This is a genomic window from Gramella sp. AN32, assembly GCF_023718305.1.
Lineage (GTDB): Bacteria > Bacteroidota > Bacteroidia > Flavobacteriales > Flavobacteriaceae > Christiangramia > Christiangramia antarctica.
The window spans coordinates 154,646-181,166 of sequence record NZ_QEYO01000002.1; the positions used below are offsets into that span (position 1 = coordinate 154,646).

The window sequence follows — 26,521 nt, forward strand, 5'->3', positions numbered from 1 at the left end:
TTTCAATTTACGGCAAAGATACAATCTTAAAAACGCAACCTAAAGCCTTTGATCCCTCTCTTAAAAGAAATTAATTTTATGTATTTTTAGACAAATAGGAGAGAGGAATGGGATCTTACATTCGGGTACAGGAAAAGCTGGAATTATTTATCAGGAAGTATTATAAAAATTTAATGCTTCGTGGACTCATTTTTTTCCTTTTTACGGGCGTCCTGTATTTTCTTTTAATATCTACTTTGGAAAATTTTCTATGGTTTTCTGCGGAAGTAAGAATGCTACTTTTCTGGACTTTCCTCGCCGTTGAAATTGGATTATTAAGTTACTTTATTGGTATTCCTTTTTTTAAACTGATTAAACTTTCGGATGGGATTGGAAATGAACAGGCTTCAAAAATCATTGGAAGGCATTTCCCTGAAGTAGATGATAAATTATTTAATCTCTTACAGCTAAGAAAAGACACTGAGCAAAATGAACTTCTGCTGGCCAGTATCGAACAACGATCTAATGAGCTACATCCTGTCCCATTTAATAATGCGATTGATTATAAAGAAAACAAAAAGCATCTTAGTTTATTGATTTTACCAATCTTAATTATTTTACTGATTGTTGTAGCGGGAAAAACTTCAAATCTCACTAACGGTTTCTATAGAATATCAGCCTATAACGAACATTTTGAAAAGCCAGCTCCGTTCAAATTTCAGGTTATAAATAACAATTTAAAGATTATTGAAGGGCAGGATCTTAAATTACAGGTAAAGACTATTGGAGATTATTATCCTGAAAATGTTCAGATCAAAACAGGGAATTCCGAAGGATTTTTAAAACAAATTTCGCCAGGGCATTTTGAATATAACTTTGCGAATATCACAGAGTCTTTTCAATTTCAATTGATTTCTAATGAAGTCACTTCAAGAAAATACAATATTGAGTCAATAAAAACGCCGAAATTATTGGAGTTTAAAATGCATATTTTTTATCCGCCATACACCGGGATGAAGAATGAAATATTAAAGGGCACTGGCAATGCGATCTTACCGGAAGGAAGTAAAATTGAATGGAATTTTAATACAAAAAATGCAGAATCAATAAACTTACGTTTTCCAGATACGTTGCTGAATTTGTCGCTCACAGATAATGTTCAGCAATTTGAAAGAAATGTTTATGCCAATATTACTTATACTATAAGTACCAGCAACACCAATTTAAAAGATTATGAACCACTGGAATATCGTATTCAAACCATTAAAGATGAATATCCTAAAATTTCCATAGAAAGTAAAAAAGATTCATTAAATGCTGATATTCAATATTTTAAAGGTAACATTTCAGATGATTATGGTTTATCCAAACTTCAACTGGTGTATCAATTGCAGAACGACGATGCAAATAATCTAAAAATTGATATCCCGGTGGCAAGGGCAGCCGTAGATGAGTTTGTATATGCTTTTCCCGGCAATTTGAATTTAGAAGCAGGGAAAAGTTATTCCTATTATTTTCAGGTTTTTGATAATGATGGTGTTCATGGTGCCAAGTCGGCTAAATCTGAATCTTTTACTTATCGAAAGCGAACCGAAGAAGAATTGCAAACAGAAAACCTTCAGGAGCAACAAAAAACAATAACCGATTTTGATAAACAATTAAAAGATTATAATAATTCCGCAGAAGAACTAGAGAAATTAAGTAACCTGGAAAAAGAAAAACAGGAACTTAATTATAATGAGAAAAGGCAACTCGAAGAATTTTTGAAAAGACAGAATAAACAGAATGAGATGATGCAGAATTATTCTGAAAAATTGGAAAAATCATTAGAGAAATTGAATAATGAGAGTAACAGTGAAATGTCAAAAGAATTAAAAGACAGACTGGAAAGCACAGAAAAGCGGTTGCGAGAAAGTGAAGAGCTGTTAAAAGAACTGGAGAAATATTCCGATAAAATTGAAAAGGAAGATCTTGGACAAAAATTAGATGAACTTTCTAAAAAGAACAAAAATAATAAAAGAAACCTTGAACAAATTCTGGAATTAACCAAACAGTATTATGTAGAGGAAAAGAAACAAAAGCTTGCCCGTGATCTTGAAAAATTAGGAGAGGAACAAAAAAAGCTTTCAGAAAAGGAGGAGCAAAATAATGCGGAAGAACAAAGAAAACTAAATGACAAATTTGATGATTTTCAGAAAAATATGGATGAGTTGGAAAAGGAAAATGAAAGTTTGAAGAATAAGAAAGACCTGGGAATTGAAGAAGTTGATGAAGAAAGTGTAAAGAAAGAACAGGAAAAGGCAACGGAGAAATTAGAAAATTCTGAACAGCAAATCGGAAAGGAAGATGATAAGAAAGATGCCCAGAAAAACCAGAAAAAAGCCGGGGAGCAAATGCAGCAAATGAGTGCGAAAATGAAACAAAGTTCTAAGGCCCAGCAAATGGAACAATTAGATGCTGATGCTGAAAGTTTACGGCAAATTCTCGATAACCTGGTATTGTTTTCCTTAGAACAGGAAAGCTTACTAAAGGATTTTAGAAAAATAAGTCAAAGTAATCCCCAATATGCTGGTAAATTAAAGGACCAGGCAAATTTAAGGGAGAATTTTCATCATGTAGATGATAGCTTGTATTCGCTGGCACTTCGAAATGCCATGATAAGCGATGTGATTACGGAAAAACTCACCGATGTTGAATATGATCTCGATAAATCACTGGAAAGGTTATCTGAGAATGAAATTCAGCAGGGGACATCCAGCCAGCAATATGTAGTTACCGGAGCTAATGATCTGGCTATATTGTTAGACCAGGTTTTAGAATCGATGCAGAATATGATGATGAATGCCCAGCCAGGTAAAGGCGATGGGGAAGAATTTCAATTACCTGATATTATCTCAAAACAACAGAAGTTAATGGAAGAGATGAAAAAAGGTATGGGAGATAAGTTAGGAAAAGAAGGTGAGCAGAAATCTGAAAGTAAAAGTAAGGGTGAGGGTAAAGGTGAATCACAGGGCGAAGGCGAAAATGGGAAGGTCTTTGAAATTTATAAAGAACAGCAAATGTTGAGGATGGAAATGGAAAAAATGCTTCAGGAAAATGGTTTAAATCCCAATGGGGGTTTGCCTGCAGAAATGAAAAAAATTGAAGATGATTTGTTGGATAAAGGCTTTGATCCTTCAACCATAAAGAAAATGGAGCAATTGGAATATGACCTTCTGGAATTCGAAAAAGCGAACCAGTTACAGGGAAAAGATAAGAAAAGAAAATCTGAAACGAACCAGAATAACTTTATAAACCCGCTTCAAAACCAAATAGATAAGGCAAAAGAATATTTCAATTCTACTGAAATTTTAAACCGACAAACCTTACCTTTGCGCCAAATTTACAGAGAAAAAGTAAAGGAATATTTTGGAGCAAACGGAGATTAATTTTTTCTACGAAACCGCATTTGAATTAGAGAAAGAAAAGGAATATAAATCCTGGATCGATCGCGTAATTTATTCTGAGGAAAAATCCACGGGGGTAATTAATTATATTTTCGTAGATGATGAATATCTGCATCAAATGAATGTTCAATACTTAGATCATGACACACTAACAGATATTATAAGTTTTGATAATTCTGTAGATAGGGTTCTTCATGGCGATATTTATATTAGTATTGACAGAGTGAAAGAGAATGCTTCTGAATTTAATTCTGATTTTATTGATGAACTGAATCGGGTGATCATTCATGGTATCCTGCATTTTATTGGCTATAAAGATAAATCTGAAAGCGATGCAGGCTTAATGCGACAGAAAGAGGATGAAAAACTAAAAATGTTCCACGTGGAACAATCTTAAATTTTAGGTTTAGAATGTTTGAAAAGATTTATGATGTTATTGTAGTTGGTGCCGGTCATGCTGGAAGTGAAGCCGCCGCAGCAGCCGCAAATTTGGGTGCGAAGACCTTATTGATCACGATGAATTTGCAAAATATCGCGCAAATGAGTTGCAATCCTGCCATGGGCGGGATCGCTAAGGGACAAATTGTTCGTGAGATCGATGCTATGGGTGGGTATAGTGGTATTGTAAGTGATACCAGCGCGATCCAGTTTAAGATGCTCAATAAATCCAAAGGGCCTGCCATGTGGAGTCCCCGGGTACAGTCAGACCGAATGCGCTTTGCTGAAGATTGGAGGTTAAAACTGGAGCAGACTCCAAACCTTGATTTCTACCAGGAAATGGTTTCCGGGTTGATTATAGAAAATGGTAAAATTACCGGTGTTCGAACTTCGCTGGGATTAGAAATAAAAGCGAAATCAGTTGTTTGTACCAATGGAACTTTTCTCAATGGATTGATCCATATTGGTGATAAACAATTTGGTGGAGGCAGGGCAGGAGAAAAAGCTGCAACCGGAATCACGAAAGATTTAATTGAAGCCGGTTTTGAAGCTGGCAGAATGAAAACAGGAACTCCGCCAAGGGTAGATGGAAGATCTCTGGATTATTCCAAGATGGTGGAACAACCTGGCGATGATATTCCGGGAAAGTTTTCTTATTCAGATGAAACAATGCCATTAAAAAAACAACGTTCCTGCCATATGACCTATACCTCAAATGAGGTTCATGAAATTTTAAAAGAAGGTTTTGACAGGTCACCCATGTTCAATGGTAGAATTAAAAGCATAGGCCCCAGATATTGTCCTTCTATAGAGGATAAAATAAATCGTTTTGCAGATAAAGATCGGCATCAATTATTTGTAGAGCCGGAAGGATGGAAAACGGTGGAAGTCTATGTAAATGGTTTTTCCACTTCACTTCCCGAAGATGTTCAGTTTAAAGCTTTGCGTTCTGTTGTCGGATTCGAAAAGGTGAAATTTTTTCGTCCGGGCTATGCTATCGAATATGATTATTTCCCACCTACGCAGTTAAAACATACCCTGGAAACTAAGATTGTAGAGGGATTATATTTTGCCGGACAAATTAATGGAACTACGGGTTACGAGGAAGCTGCGTGCCAGGGAATGATGGCGGGTATAAATGCAGCGCTAAAAGTTCAGGAAAAAGATGAATTTATTCTGAAAAGAAACGAAGCTTATATTGGAGTTCTAATTGATGATCTCATCACTAAAGGCACCGAAGAACCTTACCGAATGTTTACTTCACGTGCAGAATATAGGACACTTTTGAGACAGGATAATGCTGATTTTAGATTAACCGAAAAATCTTTTAATCTTGGATTAGCCGGAGCAGAACGTATGCGCAAAATGGAAGAAAAGAAGGATAAGTCTTTCCGCTTTGTAGAATTTTTGAAGGATCTAAGCGTAGTACCTGAAGAAGCAAATCCCGTCCTGGAATCAAGAAATTCGTCGCTTATGAAACAAAGTGATAAGGTTTTTAAAGTTTTCTCGAGACCTCAAGTCACCATGCAGGATGTCATGCAGTTTAGTGGGGTTGAAGAATTTATTAGCGATAACGATCTTAATGAGGAAATGATCGAGCAAACTGAAATCCAGGTAAAATATTCAGGTTATATTGAAAAGGAGAAGAATAATGCAGATAAGCTAAACCGACTGGAAAATCTAAAAATTCCCGATAATTTCGATTATTCTCAAATAAAATCAATGTCCTATGAGGCCAGGGAAAAATTAAAAAAGGTGCAGCCTAAAACTATTTCGCAGGCATCGAGAATAAGTGGGGTTAGCCCTAATGACATTTCTGTACTTCTTGTTTATCTGGGAAGATAAATTTTAGTTGTTCCACGTGGAACACATATCGAAAATTTCAATTATTGGCTTTAAATAAAATTTTAACGGCAAAAGATCATCTGTTAAGTAATGAAGAATTTGATATAATTCCTTATAAAAAAGGGATCCTTAAAACGGAACCTTTTCCTGAAGATCTATCTACTTATTACGAAAGCGAAGATTATATTTCCCATACAGACGAGCGGAATAATTTGCTGGATACTATATATGGATGGGTAAAATCTTATATGTTATCACAAAAACGGAAGTGGGTTTTAACCGAAAAATCAAAAGGTAAGATTTTGGATATTGGAGCGGGAACCGGAGATTTTTTAAACCAGTTTAAAAATCAAAACTGGGAAATTTGTGGAGTTGAACCCAATAGAAAAGCCCGAGAGTTTGCGTTAAAAAAAGGATTAAACCTCGTTCAGGAATTAAATGACGTTAAACCTAAAAATTTTGATATTATTAGCCTTTGGCATGTTTTGGAACATATACCCAATCTGGAAGAGCAAATTTTAAAAATCTATTCCCTTCTGGACAAAAATGGCATTTTGATAATTGCAGTGCCTAATTATAAATCGTATGATGCACAATATTATAAAGAAGATTGGGCAGCCTGGGATGTACCCCGGCATTTATGGCACTTCTCTCAGGAGGGTTTGAAAATGGAGATGAAAAACCTCGGTTTTGAATGTTTCCAAAATAAGCCTTTAATTTTCGATTCTTATTATGTGAGTTTGCTAAGTGAAAATTTCAGAAAAAATGGCGGTTCAAAATTGAATGCTTTTAAAACTGGTTTTAAATCTAACTTTAAGGCAAAAACATCAGGAGAGTATTCTTCCCTGACCTATTTCTTCAGAAAAAGCTAAAAAGATTTAATTAAAGGCTCTTTAAGAGCTTTTTCTCCATTTTAATAAGCCTTGGCTTCATTAAAATTTAAAAACCACAGGAACGCTCTTAAAATAGCGAGATTCTTATAGACTTAAACTATTATACCTTATCTATTATATAAATTGAAACTATTTTCAGTAAAAAATTCCCCGGCGGCTCAGCCTCGGGGTTTCCTCTTCACCTCTCCTAAGGGAGAGGTCGGAACTGCTTTTTTGCAGTTCCAGGTGAGGGGGAATATAAAATTTCGGTTTTGCTTTGACCCAGAGGCCAAAACAAAACCGGCTAAATACTCCTAGGGCTTGCCTCGGTAATAGTCGGTTCAAGAAATTTTTTATTTAAAAATTTATTTTTCAAGACTAAATAGTTTTCTACTTTTGCCCCTTAAAATAAATATTATGATAAAAAGAATTTTTGCAATTGGAATAGTTGCTCTTGCCATGATTTCATGTAATGAGCAAAAAACTGCTTATGTAGACACTACCAAAATAATTCAGGAGTATAAAGAAATGAAAGAAGTAGAAGCTAATTTTACTTCAAAGTCTGATTCAGTTAGAAAACAACTTGATGCAGCTGCTCAGGCTTTCCAACAGGAAGTACAGGCATATCAATCTCAAATGAACTCTATGAGCCAGACTGAAAAGCAGGCTAAAGAGCAGGAATTAATGCAAAAGCAACAAATGCTTCAGCAGCAACAGCAAATGAGAAGTAACGTTTTACGTGAAGAAAGTACTGCTGTTATGGATTCTATGGTAAATAAAGTAAAGGATTTCGTGAAGCAATATGGGGAAGATAAAGGTTACACTTATATTTTTGGATCTAACGAAAGCGCAAATATTATGTATGCTGAAAAAGGGCTGGATATAACCGATGAAGTTTTAGAAGAAATGAACAAAGGATATTCGGGAAATTCAACTTCCGCAGCAACCGATGATGATGGTGAAATTGAAGAAATAGAGGATTAATTGAATCTAAATAATTATTAATAGCCTTGGATTTTCCGGGGCTTTTTGTTTTTATCTAGTTCAGAATATAAACGCCTATTATACACACAATAAAATAACCTGTAAGGGTAAAGGCACCTGCATAATCTTTGGCGACACGTTGTCCAAATAATAACATGATTAAGGTAAGACAAGCCAAAATACAGGAATAAAACCCCAACGTCATATCATTATAAGCGAGGATCCATAGTATGCCCAAAATTGCAAGAATTCCGGTGATAATCTCTATTATGGCAATAACACCCACCATAAATGGAACAGATCCAGATAGAAAGGTATCTGAAAAATGACCTTTTAGCCACTCTATGTTGGCTTTCCAGTCTACCATTTTATCTATTCCAGATTGCATAAAAGTAATCAATACAAAAAGGAGAATAAGAATTTCAGTAATATGATTAGTGAGATTTTCCATGATCTATGCTGATTTTTTATGTAAAAAACGGGTGAGTCTAATAGAAAGGTCTGTTAAGACGATCTTGGAATTTCCATTCCTTTCGATATGATAAATGGCGGTTTCCAAGGCTTCGGTAATTTCCATAATATTTCCTCCGTGCACATAAGGAGCAAAATTTTTCAGCTTAAATTTCTCTACGGATGGCTCCAAATAAACAAGATCATTCGCCTGATAATTTTGCAATAATGCCTGTCTGAAAAAATCGATACAATATAGTAAAAAGCTTTTTTGAGTTTCCCTTCCCAAAGCGGCAATCTCTTCACTCCAGGAAATCAACTCCAACACGGTAGATTTATTTCCTTTAGCTTTAAAAGCGCTTCGAACCCAGCTTATAAACCAGTCTTCAAACTGTTCATCTCCAACATTTTTTTGAAGAATATGTAGTGCCCTGGTATAATTTCCCCCAGATTGATGGGCAATTTTTATGGCAATGGCTTTATCACAATTTTCCCGCTCGATTAAAGCCTGGGAAATATTAGCCTCGCTCAAAGGTGGAAAGTATAAACTCTGGCAACGTGATCTAATGGTTTGGATGATTTGCTCTTCATCTTCAGCAATAAGAATAAAAACAGTGTTATTAGGTGGTTCTTCAATCAACTTCAACAGTTTATTTGCCGCTGCCGTATTTAATTTTTCAGCCATCCAAATAATCATAATTTTAAAACCACCTTCATAAGATTTAAGGGAAAGGGATTTTAAAATTTCCTGAGCTTCAGTTACGCTCATTTGCCCCTGCTTGTTTTCAATACCTAGTAATTGTAACCAGTCATATAAGCTTCCGTAGGGATTCTCTTTTACAAATTTTCTCCATTCCTCAAGAAACAGGGAAGAAACAGGATAACTTTTTACCTTATCATTGGTGGCCACAGGAAAAGCAAAATGAAGGTCTGGATGACTTAAATTGTTGAACTTTAGATTGCAGGCACTCTCCTGCCCATTTTCCCCATTACTATTTTTACAAAGAATGTATTGGGCATAAGCGATCGCCATAGGCAAGGTGCCACTTCCTGGGCTTCCCGTAAAAAGTTGGGCATGTGGAATCCGCATTCTATCAGCCGTGGTGGTGAGATGGTTTTTAATGTGCGGAAGCCCTATAACGTCTTTAAAAAGCATAGGCAAATATAAAATTATATAAGCTTTATTATCTTCGGAAAAATTTATATTTGTAAGAAAGCATTTTTATGAAAACCATAGACGACTACAACTTTGAGAATAAACGCGCATTAATTCGTGTAGATTTTAATGTTCCGCTGAACGATGAAATGGAAGTAACCGATGCTAATAGAATTGAAGCGGCAAAACCTACAATCATTAAAATTCTTGAAGATGGAGGCAGTATTGTTTTAATGTCACACCTTGGTAGGCCAAAGGGGAAGGAAAATAAATATTCACTTCAACATATTGTGAATAAAGTTTCTGAAGTTTTGGGGGTTGAAGTAAAATTTGTGGAAGATAGCATTGGTGATGAAGTTGAAAATGCTGCAAATAATTTAAAGTCCGGCGAAATCCTTTTAATTGAAAACCTAAGGTTTCATGAGGAAGAAACTGAAGGTGATGAAGAATTTGCTAAAAAATTATCCTTACTTGGGGATATTTATGTAAATGATGCCTTTGGGACTGCACATAGGGCTCATGCTTCTACTACAGTGGTCGCAAAATATTTTGAGGATAAATGCTTCGGATATTTAATGGCTAAGGAAATTGAAAGTCTGGAAAAAGTGCTTAATAGTAATGAAAAGCCGGTAACTGCAGTTCTAGGAGGGGCAAAAGTTTCCAGTAAGATTACTGTAATTGAAAATATCCTGGATAAAATTGATCATTTGATCATTGGTGGTGGGATGACCTATACGTTTATTAAAGCACAGGGTGGTAAAATTGGGAATTCCCTGGTTGAAGATGATAAGCAGGAACTGGCCCTGGAAATTCTGAAAAAAGCGAAAGAAAAAGGTGTTGAAGTTCATCTTCCGGTAGATTCTATCATTGCAGATAGTTTTTCAGAACAAGCCAGTACACAAACGGAAAGTGTAGATAATATTCCGGATGGCTGGATGGGACTTGACGTTGGTGAAAAAACTTTGAGTAACTTTTCAAGTGTTATTCAGAAATCAAAAATAATTTTGTGGAATGGACCGCTTGGGGTTTTTGAGATGGAAGCATTCGCACAGGGAACAATTAAATTAGGGGAAGCAATAGCTGAAGCTACTAAAAACGGGGCATTTTCACTTGTTGGTGGGGGAGACTCGGTAGCTGCAGTAAAACAATTCGGTTTGGAGGACAAAATGAGTTACGTTTCAACAGGTGGGGGCGCCATGTTGGAAATGTTAGAGGGTAAATCTTTACCGGGAATCGAAGCGATAAAGAATTAAAATCAAGTACGATTTTTGATACTTTTTCGTTTCTTAATCTAAATTGATTATATGCTGACACGAAAAATTTTCATGGTGTTGCTTTTAGCTGTTTTTTCACTTTCCGCTCAGGAAAAAAAGAAAACTCAGGTCGAGAAAGCCAACTTTCGGGTGCAAATCTTTCAAAAGACGGAAGACACCAAAATTAAACTGGAATCTGATCCGGAATTTGCCAATAAACTCCCTATTTCTGCAGTATATAGGGATTCGGTTAAAGTAGCCCTGGAAGATCTTCCCAAAGCGGCTAAAATTGATTCACTCTGGAAAAGAGAACTCACCAATTCCGACCTTTTTGAGGATATGCAGAAAAGTATTCTTGAGCAGGACTATGAAGAAGTGGTATATAATGAACTTCCTACAGATACTTTGAAGGCCAGACTGGAACGATTAAATGCCAGAACGCCTTTCAACGTAGAATATAACCCAATATTGGAAAGTGTTATAAAGTCTTATCTGAAAAGGAATAAGAAAGGAATGGAGCGTTTAATGGCGCTGAGCACATATTATTTTCCACTTTTTGAACAGGAATTGGATAAATATGACATCCCTCTGGAAATTAAATATCTGGCCATTGTAGAATCGGCATTAAATCCGCGTGCACGTTCAAGAGTTGGTGCCACTGGCTTATGGCAATTTATGTTTCCAACCGGAAAAATGCATGGTCTGGGAGTAAGTTCTTATGTGGATGAAAGAATGGACCCGGTAAAATCTACCGAGGCTGCTGCAGAATATATGTCTAATCTATATAAAGCTTTTGGGGATTGGGATTTAGTTTTGGCTTCTTATAATTCAGGACCGGGAAATGTTTCCAAAGCGATTAGAAGAAGTGGCGGCAGTACAGATTACTGGCATCTTCGGAGATATCTTCCACGTGAAACAGCAGGTTATGTTCCGGCTTTTCTGGCCACCCTATACCTTTTTGAATATGCCGATGAGCATAAGTTTCAGCCGGCATATCCTGAAGTAGTTTACTTCGAAACCGATACCATCCAGGTCAAGAAATTGCTGACTTTCGAACAGGTTTCAAAATTTACCGGCGTAGAAAAGGAAATGTTAGAATTTCTAAATCCCAGTTATAAGCTGAATATTATTCCCTTTGTAGCCGATGAAAAATATACTTTAAGGCTGCCTGTAAAGGCAACGGGGCAATTCGTTTCGAATGAAAATGCTATTTACGATATTATCGATGCTGAAGTGGCCGAAAAGAAGAAAGAACTTCCGCAATATGTGGAAACTGAAGATAGAATTCGATACAAGGTTAGAAATGGCGATTATCTTGGAAAAATAGCAGAAAAGTATGGTGTGGGAATAAACAGCATCAAGAAGTGGAACAATTTGAGGAGCAATAATCTTAGAATTGGTCAGTATTTAACGATCTATCCCAGGACACCGGTTGCTGTTGCAAATAAGCAAACTACCCCTAAGGCTTCATCTTCATCCCAAAAAATATATACAGTAAGGCAGGGAGATTCGCTTTGGAGCATTTCAAAAAAGTTTCCGGGAGTTACGGTACAAAATTTGAGGTCTTGGAACGATATGAGCTCTAGTAGCTTAAAACCCGGAATGAAATTAAAGATTTCTAAGGGTTAAAATCGAACGCAACCAAATAAAATCCGAAAACATGAAACGTAGCCTGATCTTCCTGGCAAGCCTTATTATTTTATTTTCCTGTAAAAATGATAAAAATTCTGATACCGCATCTCGAGATGATCGGATTCTCTCAGATTCTTCCGGTAATATTAATCAATTAACCGTTGTAATTACTAATGATCTGTGGGAAGGTGCGGTTGGTGAGGCTATTAGGACCAATTTCGCCTCTCCGGTTGACGGCCTTCCGCAGGAGGAACCTTTATATAGTCTTAGCCAGATCCCACCACAAACCTTTAACGGCTTCGTACAAAATACCCGAATTTTTTTAAAGGTTGAAGAAAATAACCAAAAAGGGATGCAGGTAATGACTGATGAATTCTCAAGGCCTCAAACTGGTATTGTGATTATGGGTGCAACAGAGCAGGAAATGGTAGAAGTTATCAATGAGAATTCAGATTCTATAATTAAGGTCATTAGGAAAACGGAATTAAAGGAAAAGCAGCGAAGAATTGGGAAATCCCTGGTGAAAGATAAAACGCTTTCAAAGAAATTTAATTTGAGTTTAAAATTTCCATCAGCCTATAGGTTCGCAAAGGAAGAGAAATCTTTTGTCTGGATTAGAAAAGAAATCCCTAAAGGCAGCATGGAAATCCTGGTTTATGAAGTGCCTATTAGCCAGATAGAAAACGATTCAAGCGTAATTGGAAATATAATCAAAATGCGGGATTCTATCGGTGAAGCTGAAGTGCCGGGAAGGCTGGATAATTCCTATTTGATTACTGAAAAAGCCTATGCTCCCTATTTATACGAAACCAAAATAGATGGGCATTTTGCTTATGAGACCCGGGGAACCTGGGAAGTTGAAAATGATTTTATGGCAGGGCCTTTTGTAAATTATGCCGTGAAAGACACCGCGAACAACCGGTTTTTGATTTTGGAAGGCTTTGTATTCCTGCCTTCAAGAGCCAAGAGAGATAATATCTTTGAGCTTGACGCCATACTCCAGTCAGCCAGATTGGAATAAAAATAAAAGCCCAACTGAATCAGCTGGGCTTTTTTATTGATTAACTCCGAAGAAATTATTTTCCTTCTTCAGGTACTTTTTTGTTTTCAGGATTAACCTCCGGATTCTCATCTTCTTTAGAAGCATCCTTAAATTCCTTAATTCCACTTCCAAGCCCTCTCATCAATTCAGGAATTTTACGTCCTCCAAATAGTAATAAAATAACTACTACAATTAATATAATTTGGGGAGCTCCTATAGCCAAAGGCAAAATAAATGCATTCATGTCTTGTGATTTAGATTTACAAACTTAACAAGAATCTATCAATCTAAACGTTAAGAAGACAATAAAATCCTTGGGTTGTAATGTTATACCTAATATACGAAATATGAGCCTGTTTGGATGGCAGAATTTTAATTTATCTTTGTTGCAACGAATTTAGCGTATGGTTCAGGAAAAAAAAGAGAAAAAGAAGTTCGCGAAAAAACTTCTTCATAAATACCGAATGGTCGTTCTCAATGAAGAAACCTTTGAGGAGCGATTTTCTTTTAGATTAACCCGCTTAAATGTTTTTGTAGCGGTAGGTCTTTCAGCGATTTTTTTAATTGCCATTACAACCATTTTTATAGCTTTTACCCCTCTTAGGGAATATATCCCTGGCTATTCCTCCCCTAAACTAAAGGAACAGGCGGCAGATCTGGCATTTAAAAGCGATTCCCTGCAAAATGTGATCCGGATGAACGATCAATACCTTTCCTCCATTAAAAGCGCTTTAATGGGTGAATTTGACGTTGATCGATTGAATCGTGACTCCATCCTTACTGAAACGATTTCCAGTGGAGAAGTTCAACAAATTAATCCGTCTAAGGCTGATAGTTTATTAAGGGAAGAAGTGGCCCAGGAAGACAAGTATAATATCTTACCCACCGCGAGTGATAATATTGATTTTTCCCTTTTTCCACCGGTTAAGGGTACGATTTCAGAACCTTATAATATTAAAAACAAGCATTATGCTGTAGATATTGTCGTTTCCCGGAATGCTCCGGTAAAATCTGTAGCTGATGGAAGGGTTATTTTTGCCGAATGGACTGCTGAAACCGGCTACGTCATCATTGTAGAGCACAGTTACGGACTGCTTTCCGCATACAAACATAATGGATCCTTAACCAAAGCGCAGGGTGAAATGGTTAGTGCGGGGGAAGTGATTGCCACGGCGGGAAATACCGGTGAATTTACAACCGGGCCTCACTTGCATTTTGAACTTTGGAACGAGGGGAATCCAGTAGATCCTTCAGAATTTATAGACTTCAATTAACCTATGTCCTTAAAATCATTTGCCGCCAAAATTTTTGCTTCGGTAGTTAGAAAAAAAATAGATGTCTGGGCTTCGAAACCTATTGAAACTCAGCAGCAGGTTTTTCAGGAAATTATTGCTAAAGCAGCCCATACTGCGTTTGGAAAAGATCACCACTTTTCTCAAATACGCACACATCAGAAATTTGTTGAAAATGTTCCAATTAGGGATTACGAAGAGCTGCGTAATTACATAGACCGAATGGTGAGTGGTGAAGAAAATATTTTATGGCCCGGAAAGCCGCTGTATTATGCAAAAACCGCAGGAACTACCAGCGGGGCAAAATATATTCCCATTACCAAAGATTCTATGCCGTCGCACATTGAAGCAGCCAGAAATGCTATTTTGTGCTACATCCACGATACCGGAAAGTCGGAATTCGTAGATGGCAAGATGATCTTTTTACAGGGAAGCCCGGAATTACATGAAAAGAACGGGGTAAAACTGGGAAGGTTATCGGGCATTGTCGCGCATTATGTTCCCGCTTATTTGTTAAAAAACCGGATGCCCAGTTGGGAAACAAATTGTATTGAAGATTGGGAAGCAAAAGTTGATGCCATTGTAGATGAAACGACAAAGGAAGATATGTCTGTTATTAGCGGGATTCCATCCTGGGTACAAATGTATTTTGAGAGGCTAAAGGAGAAAACAGGAAAAAAAGTGGGCGACATTTTTCCAAATTTTAACCTGTTCATTTATGGTGGGGTGAATTACGAACCTTATCGAAGCAGATTTGAAAATTTAATTGGACGAAAAGTAGCTAGTATTGAATTATATCCTGCTTCTGAAGGTTTCTTTGCATTTCAGGATAAGCAGGAGGACCACGGCATGTTGCTTCAGCTAAATTCCGGTATTTTCTATGAATTTGTAAAAGCCGATGAATTCTTTTCAGAAAAACCGCAAAGGATATTATTGGATAAGGTTGAAATTGGGGTGAATTACGTGATGATCATTTCCTCAAATGCCGGTTTATGGGCTTACAATCTTGGAGATACCATTCAATTTACTTCTGTAGAGCCTTTTAAAGTAATAGTTTCGGGAAGGATCAAACATTATATTTCAGCTTTTGGGGAACATGTGATTGCGAAAGAAGTGGAAGAATCCCTGCAGGCTGCCGTAAAAGAAACCAATGCTGAAATTGGGGAATTTACCGTGGCACCTCAAATAAATCCTGAAGGTGAAGAATTGCCTTATCACGAATGGTTTATCGAGTTTGAAAGAGAACCAAAAGATTTAAATACCTTTGCGGGGATCATTGATAAGACGCTTCAGGAACAAAATTCCTATTATCAGGATCTTATAAAAGGGAATATTTTACAGCGGTTAAAGATCACCGCAGTTCCCAAAAACACATTTAAAAGCTATATGAAGTCGATTGGCAAACTTGGCGGACAGAATAAACTGCCCAGACTTTCCAACGACCGTATTATCGCTGAAAAACTGAAAGAGATTATTTAATTTATGTCAATATTTAAATTACAGGGGAGAACCCGCGCTCAGGAAAGCTCCAATGCTATTGAGAGAATGTACATTACCATGCGACATCTTTTTAATAGAGGTTTTTACAAACCTATGGGGATTTCCGGAGAAACTTTAAGGGAATCCTTACTTACTTTACGCCCGGAAATTTATGGTTCGATTGCAGATGATAAAGCTGAACTCGAAGGACTTTTATACGTGATAGATCGTTTGCCTATTGGCATCGAAGAATGCCGTTTTATTAACCTTACCAGCGATGAAGGTTACGGGAATTCTCATTTCAAACCGATAGTTCCACCAAAAAGAAGAAGAAATTGTTATCGCATAGACGATGAGCAAATGAATATTGAAATCACCAGGGGCCGCTCTGAAATTTATGATATCCTAACGCATTTAACCTTTCTGTTTATTGAATCCCACAAGATCATGAAGAGGGTTATTATTGATGAAGATGGAAGTGTAAATCGCGATTGGGAAAAACTGGAAGCAACAGTACAGGCTGTAGAGGGAATGAGCCAGGCGCAAAGGGAAGTTGCTTTAACCCATACCGCCAGCATTCTAGGCAGGACTTTTCACGAAATCAATACTATTTATCCAAAATTCTCGACTAGTGATAATCCTGACCGGTTTTTAAAACTGGTCTATTCCCTGGGGAAAATGGCACTAAAAGAAGCCATTAAAAATGAGAAAAGGATCATTACTTTTAGTCCGGTTCTAAGAGAGCGTTTAGGCCATCATATTCATGGGGAGCGATGGGCGAATGATATAAAAATGAAGCTAATTGATCTAAAATTGATGGATAGGCCACTTCATATTATTAGCGCGAACATGCACAGTGTGATGAACACGCTATATACGCCCCATGCTTTAAAAAATGAGCTTAAAAAAAGCAAAGAGCTTGATATGTATGAACAGTTAAGTGATAGTGGAAATGGTTCACTTCGTACAAAGGTTCAAAAAGTGGCCCTGGATAACGGCATGTATTTCGTAGATGATAAAAGTGGAACGAACATCGATATTCAGATTTTTGATACCGCTGTTTTAAAGGATGGTTTTAGGAGTGAAGGTTTTGACGAACGAAAAACTGAGGAAAAACCGGTTATACTTGTCATGGATTATGCTTTTGGGGAACAGGCTTATGAAACTATGGATGAATTGCTGAAGCCTTTAAATATGGAAGGGAATGAATTCCGCATGAAAGTGAAATCTATTTCCATCATGGGGAAAGCAGGTATTCTGGAAGGTGGTAAAGGCGATATTATGATCCCTAACGCCCATCTTTTTGAAGGCACTGCCGATAATTATCCCTTTGAAAATAAATTAAAAAAGACAGACCTCGATGGGCATGGGATTAATGTAGTAGATGGCGCCATGATCACTGTTTTGGGAACTTCCCTGCAGAATAAAGATATTTTAAGATTTTTCCATGATTCAACATGGAATGTTTGTGGCCTGGAAATGGAAGGCGCGCATTATCAAAAAGCGATACAGGCGGCTTCGCAATTAAGGGGAAGCATCGATGAAAATGTGGAGGTTAGGTATGCCTATTACGCTTCAGATAATCCCCTGGAAACCGGGAGCACACTGGCTTCGGGTGGTTTGGGGACTTCTGGCGTGAAACCCACTTATTTGATTACGGAAAAAATCCTGGAGCAAATCTTTAATTCTTAAAAAATGAAAGTTAAAAAAACTCCCTTAAAGGATTGTTTTTTAGTAATTCCAGAGATTTTTCACGATCACCGCGGTATTTTCCTGGAAACCTATCACCGGAGACAATTTGCGGAACACACCAGGATCGATACAGAATTTGTTCAGGATAATCAATCGGTTTCAACCTACGGGGTCTTAAGAGGCCTGCATTACCAAAAGGGCGAGCATGCACAAACCAAACTTGTTCGCGTAATTCATGGTAAAGTACAGGATATTGTGGTAGATCTCCGGCCCGATTCATCAACTTTCAAACAATCGTTTTCTGTTATTTTGGATGATCAAAACCTTTATCAATTATATATTCCGAAGGGTTTTGGACATGGTTTTATTACCCTTTCTGAAAAATCGGTTTTTGCCTATAAATGTGATCAATATTATGTTCCGGGTTCAGAAGGAGGCATCATCTATAATGATCCGGATTTGAATATCGACTGGAATTTTCCTGAAAAAGATCTTATTTTATCTGAAAAAGACAAAAACCTCCCCACCCTGAAAGATATTTTTTAATGAAAAAAATCCTGATCACCGGTGCTAATGGCCAACTTGGGCAATGTTTTAAAAAAGCAGCAGTAAATTTTCAGAATTTTGAATATCATTTTGCCACATCCGGAGAACTTGATATCACTTCCAAAGATCAAATTCAGGCGTTATTTCAAAAAGGGAAATTTGATGTTTGTATCAATTGTGCCGCTTATACCAAGGTTGATGAAGCTGAAAAAAACATGGAATTAGCTTTCAATATCAATGCTCTGGCCGCAAAATATTTAGCTGATATTTGTAAAAAACATGCTGCGGTTTTAGTCCATTTTTCAACAGATTATGTTTTTGATGGTACGGCGACTACCCCTTATAAAGAAATAGATCCCGTAAACCCAATCAATGTTTACGGCGCTTCAAAACTAGCCGGAGAGCAAAATATAAGACAGGTCTGCAAAAAGTATTATATTTTCAGGACGAGCTGGTTGTATTCAGAATTTGGGCATAATTTTTTTAGAACCATCCTAAAAAAAGCTGAAGAAAAACAGGATCTCAACATTGTAACTTCTCAGAGGGGAACACCAACAAATGCTAATGACCTGGCCAATTATGTCCTGCAGATTTTAAATGCTGAAAAGCAAAAATTTGGTTTATATCATTTCAGCAATAAAGGGGAAGCGACCTGGTATGACTTTGCTGAAGCGATTTTGAAATTTTCAGGAAATGCTGAAAAAATTAAATTGGAAAAATCAGATTTTTATAAAACTCCTGCGGAAAGGCCTAATTATAGTGTGCTTTCAAATGATAAAATAAGAACCAATTTTTCTTATGAAAGCAAAGACTGGAAGGAAAGTTTGAAAGATTTGGTTGCAGAAGTATCTTGAATTTTTAAATAAAAGGCAATAATGCAAGAGTACGGATTGGTTTCGGTGATCATGCCAGCTTATAATGCTGAAACGTTTATTGCTGAAGCGATCCAATCGGTCATCGATCAATCTTATTCTAATTGGGAGCTTATAATTGTAAACGATGCTTCAACGGATGCTACGGAAAAAGTTATTTCAGCATTTTTTGACGATAGAATCAGTATGATCTCTCTTAAACAAAACCAGGGAACCCATATTTCGCGTAATAAGGCGATTCAAAGCGCTTCGGGTAACTTTATCGCATTTCTCGATGCTGATGATCTTTGGAAGCGGGAAAAGCTTCAGAAACAGTTGGCTTTTATGGATGAAAATTCGGCATCGGCCTGTTTTTCCAGTTATGAATTGATTGATGAGCAGGGCATAGAATTGAATAAAAAAATAGAAGCCTTTCCTGTTCTTGAATTTCAGAAATTACTGAAGGCAAATTATGTGGGTAATCTTACCGGAATCTATTCCGTAGAAAAATTGGGTAAAATAGCGGTGCCAGATCTTCGGAAAAGACAGGATTGGGGATTGTGGCTGGAAGTGGTCAAAAAGGGGGGAGCTATGTTAGGTATAAATGAATCCCTTGCTTATTACCGGGTTAGGAAGGGTTCAATTTCCAGCAAAAAACTGCCAATGCTGAAGTATAATTTTAATATCTACCACAAAGTCTTAAAATTCAATAAAATAAGAAGTCTTTATTATATGTTGATTTTTTTAAAAGAACAATTACTCGTTAAACCGAAACAAACCAAAGATTTAAATTAAAGAAGTGAACTGTTTCAATTTCCCACTGGGGCTGCGTTTAAGCACATCTTTTCTTTCGAAAACAATTTTTAGGTCCTTTCCAACATAAGTTTCTATAGCAGCCAGAATTTTTTTTCGCTGCTCGTTGGAAAGCTGCTTACTGCTCACATATTCAATGTGAAATTCATCTATTTTCGTTTGGATAATGACGAATTCTTTAATATTTCCATTGTCTTCTATGATAGTTTTGGTCACGTAATAAAAGGCAAGGCCCGGAACAACTTTTCCATTGGAAAGCCTGGCGATATCATTGGTCCTCCCTATAAGTTTTTCAAGAATGGGACATTTTACCGTACTTTTTTTGGAAAGCATCCCCGTATCCCCAATATCATATCGAATCATGGGATGCGCTTTATTGTAAAGCGAAGTGATCACGATACGCCCCATTTCTCCAAAAGGTAAAACCCGATCATTTTTATCTAAAATTTCCAGATAAAGATCTTCAGAATTCACTATCCATTGATGTTGCTTATTTTCAAAAGCGATCAAACCAACTTCACTCGCCCCGTATTCATTAATTACCGGTACTCCAAAAGCATGTTCAATTATCCTCTTGTCTTTTTCAAAGAGCCTTTCTGAAGTGACGATACAAATTTTAAGGCTGGGACAAAACTCTTTTAGCTTGATGCCTTTTTCTTCCACATAACGGGCAAATAATACGATGGCGCTGGTATAACCGTTCAGGTAATCAAAATCAGATTTTTTAAAACGCTCCAAAAAAGCTTCCATTTTTTCTTCGCTGAGGTCGAAAATATTGAACCTTCTACGCAAACTGATAAGATCTTTTAACCGCTCCTGAATATTGCCATAAAAGTCTAACGGGATACCATAAAACCTAGCCTGTAGCGATTTATTGAGGTCTATATCATACCAGGTATATTTATCCTGAAAGCCAGCCCAGCTTAAGGCATGTGCAAATTTATCTTTTGCAAAAATAAAAGGATGCCCACTGCTGCCGGAGGTTTTTCCCACGTACACGTTCTTTTTTGAAAAAGTATTGCTGAGTCTTGATTTTAGCGGTTGTTGTAAATCAGCCTTAGACATTACCGGAATAGATTCCCAATCCTTAAATTGAGAAATTTCAGAAAAATCTTTATAAAAAAGATTGTGTTTTAGGTGATATTCAACAATTTCACGCTTCTTTTTTTCCTGATATTCTGCATAATGAGCCTCAGAAATCTTCTGAATATCATCAAGAACATTCATTGCCCTGGTTATGGGAAATTTATTGAGTTGTAGCGATAGTTTAAACCAATCCAAGACCAGATATGCTTTTTTATGAAATTTATTGGTGCTTCAATTTACAAACAATTATTTTTGAGGCAATAATTTATAATTGAATCTATATGAATATTCTTATCCTGGGCTCCGGAGGTAGAGAGCACACCTTCGCATACAATATAGTACGAAGTGATAAATGCGAAAAACTATATGTAGCCCCAGGGAACGCCGGCACTGGGGAAATTGCGGAAAATCTTGATGTGGATCCTATGGATTTTGCAGCGGTCGCGAAGACTGCGCTGGAAAAAAATGTGCACATGATCGTAGTAGGTCCGGAAGATCCTTTGGTTAAAGGAATTGTAGATTATTTCATCCAGGATGAAAAGCTCAAGGACATCATGATTATTGGTCCCGATAAAAGAGGTGCTTTACTGGAAGGAAGCAAAGAAAGGGCAAAAGAATTTATGGCGTTGTACAATATCCCCACCGCTGCTTATGAAAGTTTCAGTTTACAAAGTCTGGAGGCCGGCTATAGTTTTCTTGAAAAACTGAATCCGCCCTATGTTTTGAAAGCCGATGGATTGGCTGGGGGAAAAGGAGTGCTTATTTTAGACAGTCTCTCTCAGGCTAAAATTGAATTGAAAAGTATGCTATCTGGTAAATTTGGCAGTGCGAGTGATAAAGTGGTGATTGAAGAGTTCCTCGACGGAATTGAATTAAGTGTTTTTGTACTGACTGATGGTGAAAATTATCAACTATTGCCAACCGCCAAGGATTATAAACGCATTGGAGAAGGAGATAAGGGATTAAACACCGGTGGTATGGGTGCTGTTTCCCCGGTTCCTTTTGCAGATGTGGAGTTGATGCAAAAAATTGAGGAAAGGATTGTAAAACCTACGGTGAATGGAATAAAGGAAGAAGGAATTAATTATAAGGGTTTTGTCTTTATTGGAATTATAAAAGTGCAGGACGAACCTTACGTAATTGAATATAATGTGAGAATGGGCGATCCTGAAACTGAAGTTGTTTTCCCACGCATCAAAACCGATCTTATAGATCTTCTGGAAGCCACCTGGAATAAAACATTGAATAAGGTTAAGCTTGAAATCGATGAACGTGCGGCCACAACAGTGATGACTGTCTCGGGAGGCTATCCCGGTTCTTATGAAAAAGGTAAAATAATCGAAGGGATAGAGACTATTGAAGGTTCCATAGTATTTCATGCAGGGACCAGAATGAAAGAAGATAAGATTGTAACCAACGGTGGGCGCGTGATTGCGATTACTTCCTTTGGAAAAGATTACAAAGAGGCATTAAAAAAATCTTACCAAAATGCAGATAAATTGCATTTCGATAAGATGTATTTTAGAAAAGATATTGGTTTTGATTTATCCTAAAAAGGAATGAGCTGATGGATCCCTGTTTTCTTCATCGCGATCGTTATACCCTTTAAGTTCACGCATCCAATAAAGAAAAGCTAAAATTCCTATGATCATCAAAAGCCAGTTTACGATATTGGCGAAAAACCAGGAATCTAATTCTAACGATCTTAAGGCATCATAAGGGTAAAAAAGAATATTTTCAAATAACCATGCAATCCCTTCAAAAAAATCTTTCATTGTCTCAAACTTTGTTTGTGCCTACAAAAATATAAAAAACCTCAATGCTAACAAGCTTTTTTAGCAAATCGAAACCTATAAATCTTTTTGCCATCATTTTTTTGATGCTCACCTTCTACATTTCGGCCAGTTTTAGTGAACCGGGAGCTGAAGGTGGTTTCTTTATCATCCTAAAAAAAATAGGAGTCGCTTTGGCCTTGACGCTGAGTTTACTTGTGCTGAATTTTATTGCCAAAAAGAATGAACTTACTAAGCGGAGCGCTTTTAAAATCCTGCTTTTTGCAATTTCTGTCATTTGTTTTTGGCCCATGCTCCAAAATGATTCCATTATTATCGCCAACCTTTTTCTGCTTCTGGCCTTAAGAAGGATTATTAGCATGAGAACACAAAAAGATGTACAAAAAAAGATTTTTGATGCATCCTTTTGGATTGCGATTGCCTCTTTATATCAATTTGGGGCTGTATTATTTTTTATACTGATCTTTTTCGCGATTTTAAATTTTTCATCCACGCTTAAAAACTGGCTTATTCCTTTTGTTGCCTTTGGCGCCGTGGCAATCCTTACGGTCACTTTTCATCTATTTACCTACGATTCGTTTTATACTTTTTCTGATTATTATGAGGTGAGTAATTTTGATTTTTCAGGCTATAAAACCTTAAGGATATTGGTGCCGTTGGGAACGATTTTATTTATCCTGGGATGGAGCCTGATCAATTATGTATCGGCGGTTCAAAAAGCGAGTATCATGCGGAGGCCTGTTCTAAATTTGGTATTATTCAGCCTTTTTATAGCTATGGCGGTTGCATTGTTTTCCCCCACAAAGGACAGCAGTGAACTTATATTTTTCATGGTCCCCTTCAGCATTATAGCTTCCAATTTTTTCGAGAAAAAGAAAAATGTGATTTTAAAAAATATTCTTCTGGGAATTTTTCTGGTTCTTCCCTTTATAGTTCTGGCACTGGATTAAGGGGTATTCAATAAAGTCACTCCTTATAAAATTAATATCTTTGCAAAGTCAATTCAGGAATTGTAATTCCGAAGAAATTTTAATCAATTTTCATCAAAAATTATATGTTTTCAGATAAAGCCAACCGAATTTTCCAGGAAGTGATCAAAAAATATCATGAAAAAGATGATGTAAATCAGTCATTTGAAAATCCATACGACCAGGATTCTAATTTAATTGAACATCTTTTATACAGAAAATGCTGGATAGATACGGTACAATGGCATTATGAAGACATCATTCGGGATACGAATATTGATCCTGTGGCAGCCCTGAAATTGAAACGACAAATCGATGCTTCCAACCAGGACCGGACCGATATGGTGGAGTATATAGATGGTTATTTTCTGGAAAAGTATAAGAATATTGATCCCGGCTCTAATGCAACGATCAATTCTGAAAGTCCGGCCTGGGCCATCGACCGCCTTTCTATTCTGGCGCTAAAAATTTTTCATATGACTGAGGAATCCACCCGTGAGAATGCTTCACAGGAGCACCAGATGAAGTGCAAGGCTAAACTGGATGTGCTTTTGGAACAGAGAGTAGATCTTTCAACAGCGATAGATCAACTTCTTTCTGATATTGCAGGGGGTAAAAAGTACATGAAAGTCTATAAACAGATGAAAATGTATAATGATGACGAACTGAATCCTGTGCTGAGACAAAAAAGCTAAATGCATACGGCTGCTTCCATAGAGACAAATTCATCCCAGAAGAAGCATCCACATATTTTGGTTTTGCGATTTTCGGCTATGGGCGACGTGGCTATGATAGTCCCCGTTTTGAGCGTTTTAAGGCAAACCTATCCTGAAATTAAAGTAACTGTTGCCTCAAGGTCATTTTTCAGACCTCTGTTTAGCCAGATTCCCAATGTTCATTTTTATGAAGCAGACATAAATGGTGTACATAGTGGGGTGATGGGCTTAAGTAGTCTCGCCAAAGAATTAAAGGATGAGGAAGAAATAGATATGGTTGCAGATCTTCATGATGTATTGCGAACCAATATCCTGCGCTCCATTTTTTATTTATACGGCATTCCTTTTAAACAAATCGATAAAGGAAGGGCTGAAAAGAAGGCGTTGACACGAAGTGATAACAAGGTTTTTCAGCAATTGAAATCCACCCACCAGCGATACGCCGATGTTTTTAAAAATTTAGGGTATCCTATAGACCTGAATAACTATCGACCGCCAAAAAAAAGAAAATTGTTGCCTAAGATCTATGATATCGTTGGGAAACAATCTCAAAAATGGCTGGGAATTGCTCCTTTTGCCCAACATAATTCCAAAGTGTATCCTGCTGATTTAATGGAGGAAGTAATCGCTGAAATCAATAAAACCGGCCATTATAAAATTTTGCTTTTTGGAGGCGGAGAGAAGGAAAAATTGCAGTTAGCGCATTGGGAAAAAGAATTTCAGCATTGCGTGAGCCTGGTTGGCAAATTAAGTTTGGCGGAAGAATTGACCGTGATCTCCAATCTGGATGGAATGCTCTCAATGGATAGTGGCAATGCCCATTTCGCTGCAATTTACGAGATTCCGGTTATTACGTTGTGGGGAGTGACCCATCCCTTTACCGGATTTTCAGCTTTTGGGCAACCCATGCAAAATTCTATCCTTCCAGATCTGCATCAGTATCCTAAAATCCCCACTTCGGTGTATGGAAATAAGGTGCCGGCAGGTTATGAAGATGTGATGCGAAGTATCCCGCCTGAAAAAGTGATCCGTAAAATTCTGGAACTCATTTAAACGTCGTCGAAGTCAACTTTTAAAGTAGGCGTGGTTGGATGAGCCTGGCAGGTTAAGATAAATCCTTCTTCAATTTCTTCATCAGTCAAAATCTGATTTTTACTCATTTCAGCTTTACCTTCAGTAATCCTGGCCATACAGCTGCTACAAATACCGCCCTGGCAGGAGTATGGAACATCGATGTCCTGTTCTAAAGCCACATCTAAAACTACCTGTTTTCTATCCATGCTAAAGGTAAATTCCTCATCATCTACTATAAGGGTCACCTGTGTTTTACCATCGATATCGCCCTCAATTTCCTTTTCTTCGACTTTGCTGGAAAAAAGTTCAAAGAGGATTTGATCATCTTTTACACCATTCGCGTTTAAAACACTGGAAACATGGTTGATCATTGCTTCCGGGCCGCATAAGTAATATTGGTCGAAATCATGATCTTTAAACTTGTTTTTCAGGATATAATTAATCGTACTGGTTTCAATCCTGCCAAAATGAGCATTTTCTTCCCGGGTTCGGCTGTAAATAAATTCTACAAAGAGCCTTTCCGGATATTTAGCCTGCAGTTCAAGGAGCTCCTTAAAAAAGATGGTGTCCTCCAGGGATTTATTTCCGTAGGCAAGCACAAATTTGCTCTTGGTTTCTTTATATAGAACCGTTTTTAGTATAGACATTACCGGGGTAATTCCGCTTCCGGCAGCAAAGGCAGCATAATTTTTATTGGAATTTTCAGGTTTTAAAATGAATTTTCCTTCAGGTGGATGAACCTCTAAAACATCTCCGGCCACAAGCTTATTATTGGCAATTACTGAAAAGGTTCCACCTTCAACTTCTTTCACCGTTACTTTGAAATCCTCATCTCCGGGGGCAGAACATAAAGAATAGGCTCTTCTAATCTCTCCATTTTCCGTATTCGCTTTGATGGTGATATATTGTCCGGCTTCAAAACTGAATTCTTCCTTAAGATTTTCAGGAATTTCAAAAGATAGACTAACCGCTTGCGGTGTTTCGCGAATTATTTCTTTTATTTTTAGCGGATAAAATTGGTTCATCTGTTTAATTTGTGGGCAAAAATACAAAGTCCATTATATTTTTATTATAAAATTCCCTTAACTTCGATGCATAAGTTCCCTTTTTGGCT

General features: G+C 37.1%; 24 protein-coding genes. 18 read left to right on the top strand and 6 right to left on the bottom strand.

All coding sequences use genetic code 11. The annotated features are described in order from the left end of the window. Positions 1–107 precede the first annotated feature (107 nt). The 5 genes from DHD80_RS03200 (at position 108) to DHD80_RS03220 (ending at position 7,564) form a co-directional block, all read left to right on the top strand. Positions 108–3,407 (top strand): DUF4175 family protein, encoded by a 3,300-nt coding sequence (locus DHD80_RS03200; RefSeq protein WP_251739531.1) that lies wholly within the window; start codon positions 108–110, stop codon positions 3,405–3,407. Further along, complete coding sequence (ybeY, locus tag DHD80_RS03205) at positions 3,388–3,822, top strand: rRNA maturation RNase YbeY (RefSeq protein WP_251739534.1); 435 nt, start codon at positions 3,388–3,390, stop codon at positions 3,820–3,822. The genes DHD80_RS03200 and ybeY overlap by 20 nt, the downstream gene beginning before the upstream one ends. A gap of 14 nt (positions 3,823–3,836) precedes the next feature. Next, complete coding sequence (gene mnmG / locus DHD80_RS03210) at positions 3,837–5,708, top strand: tRNA uridine-5-carboxymethylaminomethyl(34) synthesis enzyme MnmG (RefSeq protein WP_251739535.1); 1,872 nt, start codon at positions 3,837–3,839, stop codon at positions 5,706–5,708. Positions 5,709–5,752: 44 nt separating this feature from the next. Further along, on the top strand, positions 5,753–6,580 hold the full coding sequence (locus tag DHD80_RS03215; RefSeq protein WP_251739536.1) for a class I SAM-dependent methyltransferase: 828 nt from the start codon (positions 5,753–5,755) through the stop codon (positions 6,578–6,580). A 417-nt stretch (positions 6,581–6,997) separates the two neighbouring features. Further along, positions 6,998–7,564 carry an OmpH family outer membrane protein gene (locus DHD80_RS03220; RefSeq protein WP_251739537.1) on the top strand — a complete coding sequence of 189 codons (567 nt, stop codon included), beginning with the start codon at positions 6,998–7,000 and terminating at the stop codon, positions 7,562–7,564. 55 nt (positions 7,565–7,619) lie between these two features. Here the strand turns inward: DHD80_RS03220 and DHD80_RS03225 are convergent, their stop codons facing one another. Then, positions 7,620–8,015, bottom strand: coding sequence for a DoxX family protein (locus tag DHD80_RS03225; protein ID WP_251739539.1), 396 nt, complete (start codon positions 8,013–8,015; stop codon positions 7,620–7,622). 3 nt (positions 8,016–8,018) lie between these two features. Further along, positions 8,019–9,170 (bottom strand): DNA polymerase III subunit delta', encoded by a 1,152-nt coding sequence (locus tag DHD80_RS03230; RefSeq protein WP_251739540.1) that lies wholly within the window; start codon positions 9,168–9,170, stop codon positions 8,019–8,021. A 68-nt stretch (positions 9,171–9,238) separates the two neighbouring features. Between DHD80_RS03230 and DHD80_RS03235 the strand changes: the two genes are divergently transcribed. From DHD80_RS03235 to DHD80_RS03245, 3 genes are read left to right on the top strand one after another with little or no spacing between them, the layout of a single operon-like run. After that, positions 9,239–10,423 carry a phosphoglycerate kinase gene (locus DHD80_RS03235; protein ID WP_251739541.1) on the top strand — a complete coding sequence of 395 codons (1,185 nt, stop codon included), beginning with the start codon at positions 9,239–9,241 and terminating at the stop codon, positions 10,421–10,423. A 51-nt stretch (positions 10,424–10,474) separates the two neighbouring features. Continuing rightward, complete coding sequence (locus DHD80_RS03240) at positions 10,475–12,052, top strand: lytic transglycosylase domain-containing protein (protein ID WP_251739543.1); 1,578 nt, start codon at positions 10,475–10,477, stop codon at positions 12,050–12,052. 31 nt (positions 12,053–12,083) lie between these two features. Then, a complete protein-coding gene (locus tag DHD80_RS03245; protein ID WP_251739544.1) occupies positions 12,084–13,076 on the top strand; it encodes a DUF4837 family protein in 993 nt (330 codons plus the stop codon). Between the two features lie 55 nt (positions 13,077–13,131). Here DHD80_RS03245 and DHD80_RS03250 read toward each other — a convergent pair whose 3' ends face one another. Continuing rightward, positions 13,132–13,341, bottom strand: coding sequence for a twin-arginine translocase TatA/TatE family subunit (locus DHD80_RS03250; RefSeq protein ID WP_251739545.1), 210 nt, complete (start codon positions 13,339–13,341; stop codon positions 13,132–13,134). Between the two features lie 160 nt (positions 13,342–13,501). On the opposite strand from DHD80_RS03250, the gene DHD80_RS03255 reads away from it, so the two are divergent. Genes DHD80_RS03255 through DHD80_RS03280 form a run of 6 tightly spaced genes read left to right on the top strand, consistent with a single transcriptional unit; the run spans position 13,502 to position 19,752 of the window. Beyond that, a complete protein-coding gene (locus DHD80_RS03255) occupies positions 13,502–14,371 on the top strand; it encodes a M23 family metallopeptidase (protein ID WP_251739546.1) in 870 nt (289 codons plus the stop codon). Positions 14,372–14,374: 3 nt separating this feature from the next. Continuing rightward, positions 14,375–15,868: a GH3 auxin-responsive promoter family protein gene (locus DHD80_RS03260; protein ID WP_251739547.1), complete on the top strand. Its 1,494-nt coding sequence runs from the start codon at positions 14,375–14,377 to the stop codon at positions 15,866–15,868. Positions 15,869–15,871: 3 nt separating this feature from the next. Then, positions 15,872–17,560 carry a hypothetical protein gene (locus DHD80_RS03265; protein ID WP_251739548.1) on the top strand — a complete coding sequence of 563 codons (1,689 nt, stop codon included), beginning with the start codon at positions 15,872–15,874 and terminating at the stop codon, positions 17,558–17,560. 3 nt (positions 17,561–17,563) lie between these two features. Beyond that, positions 17,564–18,106 (top strand): dTDP-4-dehydrorhamnose 3,5-epimerase, encoded by a 543-nt coding sequence (rfbC, locus tag DHD80_RS03270; RefSeq protein ID WP_251739549.1) that lies wholly within the window; start codon positions 17,564–17,566, stop codon positions 18,104–18,106. Continuing rightward, a complete protein-coding gene (rfbD, locus tag DHD80_RS03275; protein WP_251739551.1) occupies positions 18,106–18,960 on the top strand; it encodes a dTDP-4-dehydrorhamnose reductase in 855 nt (284 codons plus the stop codon). Before rfbC ends, rfbD begins: the two co-directional genes overlap by 1 nt. 21 nt (positions 18,961–18,981) lie before the next feature. Next, complete coding sequence (locus tag DHD80_RS03280) at positions 18,982–19,752, top strand: glycosyltransferase family 2 protein (RefSeq protein ID WP_251739553.1); 771 nt, start codon at positions 18,982–18,984, stop codon at positions 19,750–19,752. Here the strand turns inward: DHD80_RS03280 and DHD80_RS03285 are convergent. After that, positions 19,744–21,051, bottom strand: a complete 1,308-nt coding sequence (locus tag DHD80_RS03285; RefSeq protein ID WP_251739554.1) for a phenylacetate--CoA ligase family protein — start codon at positions 21,049–21,051, stop codon at positions 19,744–19,746. The two genes, DHD80_RS03280 and DHD80_RS03285, sit on opposite strands and share 9 nt — an antisense overlap. An 86-nt stretch (positions 21,052–21,137) precedes the next feature. Between DHD80_RS03285 and purD the strand changes: the two genes are divergently transcribed. After that, complete coding sequence (purD, locus tag DHD80_RS03290) at positions 21,138–22,409, top strand: phosphoribosylamine--glycine ligase (RefSeq protein ID WP_251739555.1); 1,272 nt, start codon at positions 21,138–21,140, stop codon at positions 22,407–22,409. Here purD and DHD80_RS03295 read toward each other — a convergent pair. Beyond that, entirely contained in the window at positions 22,401–22,631 is a 231-nt protein-coding gene (locus DHD80_RS03295) for a uracil phosphoribosyltransferase (RefSeq protein WP_251739556.1), read from the bottom strand. The two genes, purD and DHD80_RS03295, sit on opposite strands and share 9 nt — an antisense overlap. 44 nt (positions 22,632–22,675) lie before the next feature. Between DHD80_RS03295 and DHD80_RS03300 the strand changes: the two genes are divergently transcribed. The 3 genes from DHD80_RS03300 (at position 22,676) to DHD80_RS03310 (ending at position 25,386) form a co-directional block, all read left to right on the top strand. Continuing rightward, positions 22,676–23,599, top strand: a complete 924-nt coding sequence (locus DHD80_RS03300; RefSeq protein WP_251739557.1) for a DUF6427 family protein — start codon at positions 22,676–22,678, stop codon at positions 23,597–23,599. A gap of 104 nt (positions 23,600–23,703) precedes the next feature. Next, entirely contained in the window at positions 23,704–24,312 is a 609-nt protein-coding gene (locus tag DHD80_RS03305; protein ID WP_251739558.1) for a DUF4254 domain-containing protein, read from the top strand. Further along, positions 24,313–25,386, top strand: a complete 1,074-nt coding sequence (locus tag DHD80_RS03310; RefSeq protein WP_251739559.1) for a glycosyltransferase family 9 protein — start codon at positions 24,313–24,315, stop codon at positions 25,384–25,386. On the opposite strand, the gene DHD80_RS03315 is transcribed toward DHD80_RS03310, so the two are convergent. After that, positions 25,383–26,432, bottom strand: a complete 1,050-nt coding sequence (locus DHD80_RS03315; protein ID WP_251739560.1) for a ferredoxin--NADP reductase — start codon at positions 26,430–26,432, stop codon at positions 25,383–25,385. The genes DHD80_RS03310 and DHD80_RS03315 overlap by 4 nt on opposite strands. Between the last annotated feature and the right edge of the window lie 89 nt (positions 26,433–26,521).

What these genes read in the sequence shown, in the direction of transcription:
- DHD80_RS03255 (WP_251739546.1), top strand. Translation starts at nt 13,502, where the DNA reads ATGGTTCAGGAAAAAAAAGAGAAAAAGAAGTTCGCGAAAAAACTTCTT.
- DHD80_RS03230 (WP_251739540.1), bottom strand. Translation starts at nt 9,170, where the DNA reads ATGCTTTTTAAAGACGTTATAGGGCTTCCGCACATTAAAAACCATCTC.
- purD (WP_251739555.1), top strand. Translation starts at nt 21,138, where the DNA reads ATGAATATTCTTATCCTGGGCTCCGGAGGTAGAGAGCACACCTTCGCA.
- DHD80_RS03260 (WP_251739547.1), top strand. Translation starts at nt 14,375, where the DNA reads ATGTCCTTAAAATCATTTGCCGCCAAAATTTTTGCTTCGGTAGTTAGA.
- rfbD (WP_251739551.1), top strand. Translation starts at nt 18,106, where the DNA reads ATGAAAAAAATCCTGATCACCGGTGCTAATGGCCAACTTGGGCAATGT.
- DHD80_RS03265 (WP_251739548.1), top strand. Translation starts at nt 15,872, where the DNA reads ATGTCAATATTTAAATTACAGGGGAGAACCCGCGCTCAGGAAAGCTCC.
- mnmG (WP_251739535.1), top strand. Translation starts at nt 3,837, where the DNA reads ATGTTTGAAAAGATTTATGATGTTATTGTAGTTGGTGCCGGTCATGCT.
- DHD80_RS03200 (WP_251739531.1), top strand. Translation starts at nt 108, where the DNA reads ATGGGATCTTACATTCGGGTACAGGAAAAGCTGGAATTATTTATCAGG.
- DHD80_RS03250 (WP_251739545.1), bottom strand. Translation starts at nt 13,341, where the DNA reads ATGAATGCATTTATTTTGCCTTTGGCTATAGGAGCTCCCCAAATTATA.
- DHD80_RS03305 (WP_251739558.1), top strand. Translation starts at nt 23,704, where the DNA reads ATGTTTTCAGATAAAGCCAACCGAATTTTCCAGGAAGTGATCAAAAAA.
- DHD80_RS03220 (WP_251739537.1), top strand. Translation starts at nt 6,998, where the DNA reads ATGATAAAAAGAATTTTTGCAATTGGAATAGTTGCTCTTGCCATGATT.
- DHD80_RS03225 (WP_251739539.1), bottom strand. Translation starts at nt 8,015, where the DNA reads ATGGAAAATCTCACTAATCATATTACTGAAATTCTTATTCTCCTTTTT.
- DHD80_RS03235 (WP_251739541.1), top strand. Translation starts at nt 9,239, where the DNA reads ATGAAAACCATAGACGACTACAACTTTGAGAATAAACGCGCATTAATT.
- DHD80_RS03295 (WP_251739556.1), bottom strand. Translation starts at nt 22,631, where the DNA reads ATGAAAGATTTTTTTGAAGGGATTGCATGGTTATTTGAAAATATTCTT.
- rfbC (WP_251739549.1), top strand. Translation starts at nt 17,564, where the DNA reads ATGAAAGTTAAAAAAACTCCCTTAAAGGATTGTTTTTTAGTAATTCCA.
- DHD80_RS03280 (WP_251739553.1), top strand. Translation starts at nt 18,982, where the DNA reads ATGCAAGAGTACGGATTGGTTTCGGTGATCATGCCAGCTTATAATGCT.
- DHD80_RS03300 (WP_251739557.1), top strand. Translation starts at nt 22,676, where the DNA reads ATGCTAACAAGCTTTTTTAGCAAATCGAAACCTATAAATCTTTTTGCC.
- DHD80_RS03240 (WP_251739543.1), top strand. Translation starts at nt 10,475, where the DNA reads ATGCTGACACGAAAAATTTTCATGGTGTTGCTTTTAGCTGTTTTTTCA.
- DHD80_RS03245 (WP_251739544.1), top strand. Translation starts at nt 12,084, where the DNA reads ATGAAACGTAGCCTGATCTTCCTGGCAAGCCTTATTATTTTATTTTCC.
- DHD80_RS03310 (WP_251739559.1), top strand. Translation starts at nt 24,313, where the DNA reads ATGCATACGGCTGCTTCCATAGAGACAAATTCATCCCAGAAGAAGCAT.
- DHD80_RS03315 (WP_251739560.1), bottom strand. Translation starts at nt 26,432, where the DNA reads ATGAACCAATTTTATCCGCTAAAAATAAAAGAAATAATTCGCGAAACA.